Origin of the sequence: Poseidonocella sp. HB161398 (assembly GCF_005870025.1) — a bacterium.
Classification (GTDB): Bacteria; Pseudomonadota; Alphaproteobacteria; order Rhodobacterales; family Rhodobacteraceae; genus Mangrovicoccus.
In genome coordinates this window covers 1-4,031 of sequence record NZ_VATA01000160.1, presented here as the reverse complement: position 1 = coordinate 4,031, position 4,031 = coordinate 1, and the positions used below count along the sequence as shown (strand labels likewise).

The 4,031-nt window shown below is 67.0% G+C and carries 3 protein-coding genes and 1 pseudogene; 1 reads left to right on the top strand and 3 read right to left on the bottom strand.

Annotation, left to right across the window (positions count from 1 at the left end):
- The 3 genes and pseudogenes from FGX59_RS36135 to FGX59_RS36125 all read right to left on the bottom strand — a co-directional run.
- Positions 1-285, bottom strand: a pseudogene (locus tag FGX59_RS36135) (ABC transporter permease); the annotation flags it as partial.
- A gap of 10 nt (positions 286-295) precedes the next feature.
- Entirely contained in the window at positions 296-1,210 is a 915-nt protein-coding gene (locus FGX59_RS36130; RefSeq protein ID WP_138473381.1) for an ABC transporter permease, read from the bottom strand.
- Between the two features lie 52 nt (positions 1,211-1,262).
- Entirely contained in the window at positions 1,263-2,762 is a 1,500-nt protein-coding gene (locus FGX59_RS36125) for an ABC transporter substrate-binding protein (RefSeq protein WP_138473380.1), read from the bottom strand.
- A 242-nt stretch (positions 2,763-3,004) separates the two neighbouring features.
- Here FGX59_RS36125 and FGX59_RS36120 point away from each other — a divergent pair, with 242 nt between their 5' ends.
- Positions 3,005-3,934, top strand: a complete 930-nt coding sequence (locus FGX59_RS36120; protein WP_138473379.1) for a LysR family transcriptional regulator — start codon at positions 3,005-3,007, stop codon at positions 3,932-3,934.
- Positions 3,935-4,031 lie beyond the last annotated feature (97 nt).

The window sequence follows — 4,031 nt, the reverse complement described above, 5'->3', positions numbered from 1 at the left end:
GATCCGCGCCAGCAGCGGCCGGCCCAGCTGGTCGCCGCCGAGCCACATCGTCCAGTCCTGCTCGAAGAGGAAGGGCACGGCATTGCGGCCGCGGAGGTTCTGCTTGGACGAGACCGCCTCGAGCAGCATCGGGCCGAAGACGGCGCAGGCGATGACGGCGACGAGGAAGACGGCGGCGCAGGTCGCCATCTTGTCGGCCCACAGGAGCTTGAGGAAGGTGCGGACCGGACCGGGCTCGCCGGGGTCCTTGCGGGTCGCAAGTGCGGCCCTGTGAGTGTCTGACATGGTCATGATCTCAGTACCGGATGCGCGGATCGAGCGCCGCATAGGCGAGGTCGATCAGGATGTTCATGAGGAAGATGGCGAAGGCGGTGACCATGATCGCGGCCAGGACCACCGAGAAGTCGCGCTGCAGGATCGAGTCGATCATCAGCTTGCCGACGCCCGGGAAGCCGAAGATCGTCTCGACCACCACCGCGCCGTTCAGCAGCGCCGCCGCCTGGTCGCCGATCACGGTCAGGACGGGCAGCATGGCGTTGCGCAGCGCATGGACGAAGATCGTCGCGCGCGGCCCCACGCCCTTGGCGCGGGCGGTCTTGACATAGGCCGAGCCGAGCGCGGTGATCATCGAGCCCCGCACCACCTGCAGGATCAGGCCGAAGGGCCGGATGAAGAGCACCGTCACCGGCAGGATCCAGTGCCAGATCGTCCCCGTGCCCGAGGTCGGCAGCCAGCCGAGCCCGACCGAGAAGACCACGATCGCCACGATGGCGACCCAGAAATCCGGAGCCGAGGCGCCGATCAGCGAGAAGAAGGTGGCGATCCGGTCGAAGAGACCGCCGACATTGAAGGCCGCCAGCGAGCCCAGCGTGATCGCCGCGCCCGAGACGATGGCCATGGTGATGAGCGCAAGCTGCAGCGTCCAGCCGAAGGCCTCGACCACCACGTCGAGCGCGGGCCGGGCGCGGCGGATGCTGTCGCCGAAATCCAGCCGGACGAGATCGCCGACATAGTTCATGAACTGCACGATCAGCGGCTGGTCCAGCCCGTGCAGGTGGCGGAAGTTGTCGCGGGCCTCCTGCGAGGCGTCGATCGGCAGGTAGAGATCCGTCGGATCGCCGGTCAGCCGCGACAGGAAGAAGACGGCGACGACGAGCAGGAGCAGCGAGATCGCGCTCGACACTGCGCGCTTGGCCAGGAAACGTTGCATATTGAGCCCTCCGGTCGGGGACGGCGGCATGCAGCCCGCCGCCCCGGTTGGATCACTTGAACCCGATCTGCGACAGCTGCAGCTCGGAATTGGTGGCGATGGTCGGGGTGAAGTCGAGCCGCTCGCTGACGCGGGAGAAGCCCACCATGTGGAACAGCGGCACGTCGAGCGCATGGGCGTTCACGATGCGGAAGGCGTCGCGCCAGGCATCGGCACGGCCCTCGCCGGGCGTTGCCGTCGCCTTGGCGATGGCGGCATCCAGCTCCTTGTCGCAGCTGCCCGAATGCAGCCCGTCGCAGGCGTACTTGAAGTACATCGAGAAAACCGGGTCGCCGCGGCTGTTGTCGTGCATCGCCGCCACCATGGCCGGCGCGTCGCCCGAGGCGAAGGGCTGGGCGTAGTACTTCACCCATTCGCCGACCTCGAGCATCTTGAGATCGACGTTGAAGCCCGCATCCGCGAACATCGCCTGCAGCGCCTCCATCACCTCGGTGACATTGGGGAAGTTGCCCAGCCGGCCGATCAGCTCGATCTCGGCGTCGACGGGCACGCCGTCGGCCTTGGCCTCCTCGAGCAGCGCCTTCGCGCCTTCGGGATCGTAGGGCGGCACCGGCAGCGCCTCGTCGGCGCCGAGCGCGGTCGGCGGGGTGATATGGGTCGCGATCTCGGCATCCTCGGGGATCAGCGTGCCGAGGAAGGCCTCGCGGTCGACCGCCATGTTCAGCGCCTGGCGCACCCGCAGGTCATTGAGCGGCGCGTAGTTGCTGTTGAGGCGCAGATAGGTGGTCTCGGAATTGGGATAGGCGAAGTCGGTCGCCGGGTTGGTCGCGTCGATCTGGTTGATCAGCGGCGAGATATCCGCCTCGCCGGTCTGCACCATCGCCGCGCGCACGGCATCGTCGGTGCGGAACAGATAGGTCGCCTTGGTCACCGCCGGGGTCTCGCCCCAGTAGCCGTCGCGGCGCGTCAGGGTGATGTTCTGGCCGACATTGTATTCGGTCAGAACATAGGGGCCGGTGCCGACCGGATCGCGGGTGAACTCCATCGGCGTCTCGGCCGGGGACATGGTCATGGTCGACATCAGCAGGGGCAGGATCGGCTGCGCCGGGTCGGAGGAAATGTCGATCGTGTAGTCGTCGACCACCGTGGCGGTGATGGTCACGCCGCCGAAATACTTGGCGCCGATCTCGCAGGTCAGCTGGTCGGAGAGGGTCCGGTCGATCGAGTGCTTGACGTCCTCCGCGGTGAAGGCGGTGCCGTCGGAGAAGGTCACGCCCTCGCGCAGATGGAAGCGCCAGGTGGCGTCGTCGGTCTCTTCCCAGGAGGTGGCCAGGCGCGGCATCAGCGACCCGTCCTTGGGGTCGAGCTCGGTCAGGGTCTCGGCAATGTTCTGCAGGAGCACCCGGCCGATATTCGACTGCGAGGACATGCAGGGCTCCAGCGTCTCCAGCTCTTCGTTGAGCACGATCGTGACATCCGTATCGGCAGCGAAAGCCGGGGCCACGAGACACGCCAAGGCAGCCCCGCAAAGCAGGGTCGTACGGTAGTTCATTGGTTTTCCTCCCAAAAAGCGGCGGCCCTCGGTCGAGCGCCTGCCGCGTGCGCATGGTCTCTGCGATAGGCCCGCTCTTGGCGTCTCCCGCGCCGTCCTCTCCCGGGCCTATACTGATCTTAGGATCTTGTTACCGTCAGTCTATCTGATTCTGATGCACGATGATCCAATCTCGCTATCATTAGTGCGACCAGACGTATCATTGCCCGGCCAGGCCGGGCATTCCCGGGGAGGAGACCCGATTGGCCGGCCAGACGATGGAACTGAACCAGCTGCGCTACTTCGTGGCGGTCGCCGAAGAGCTTAATTTCCGCCGCGCGGCGAAGCGGCTGAACATGACCCAGCCGCCGCTTTCGCGCCATATCGCGCTGCTCGAGCACACGCTCGGGACGCCGCTTTTCGACCGCACCAACCGCTCGGTCCGGCTGACCGCGGCGGGCAAGCGGCTGCTGGTCGACGCCACCGACATCCTCACCCGCACCGAAAGCGCGATGCTCGCGGCGCAGCAGGCGGCGCGCGGCAAGGCCGGGGCGGTGGAGCTGGGATTCGTCCCCTCCTCCTGCGTCGAGGTGGTGCCGCGCATCGCCCGCCGGCTGCGCGACGAGATGCCGGAGGTGATCCTGACGCTGCGCGAGGTGATGACGGTGGAGGCGATCGAGGCGCTCGGCGCGGGCAGCCTGGATTTCGGCATCATCCGGCTGCATCCGCAATCGCTGGGCCTGCCGATCGAGAAGCTCTGGAGCGAGCCCTTCCTGATGGCCGCGCCCCGGGGCCATCCCCTGCTGGAGCAGGACGAGATTAGCATCAGCGACCTGAACGGCATTGATTTCGTGGGATATTCCAGCGAGCGCGGCGGCTTCCTGCGGGAGGTCGTGCAGGGCTATCTGAAGGCCCATGGCGTGACCCCGAACGAGGTCTTCGCGGTGGCGCAGAGGCACACGGTCGTATCGCTGGTCAACGAGAATTTCGGCGTGGCGCTGGTACCGCGCAGCAGCGCGCTGATCGGGCTGCCGAATGTCGAATTCCGCGATATCGGCCTGCCCGCGGCGGAGCTGCATTCCGATCTCTACCTGGCGATGCGGCCGAAGGAGCCGGAGCCCCTGGTGGCGGCGGTGGCGGAGATCATCCGGGCCGAGTTCCGCGGCGAGACCCTGCCGGTCGCGCCCGGGTGAGGAGGAGGCCCCGGCTTTCGCCGGGGCGGGTCTGTCAGCGGTTGTTTGCCTTGCGCCAGGCCTCGAAGAGGGGCAGGTACTTCTCTTCGTTGACGCG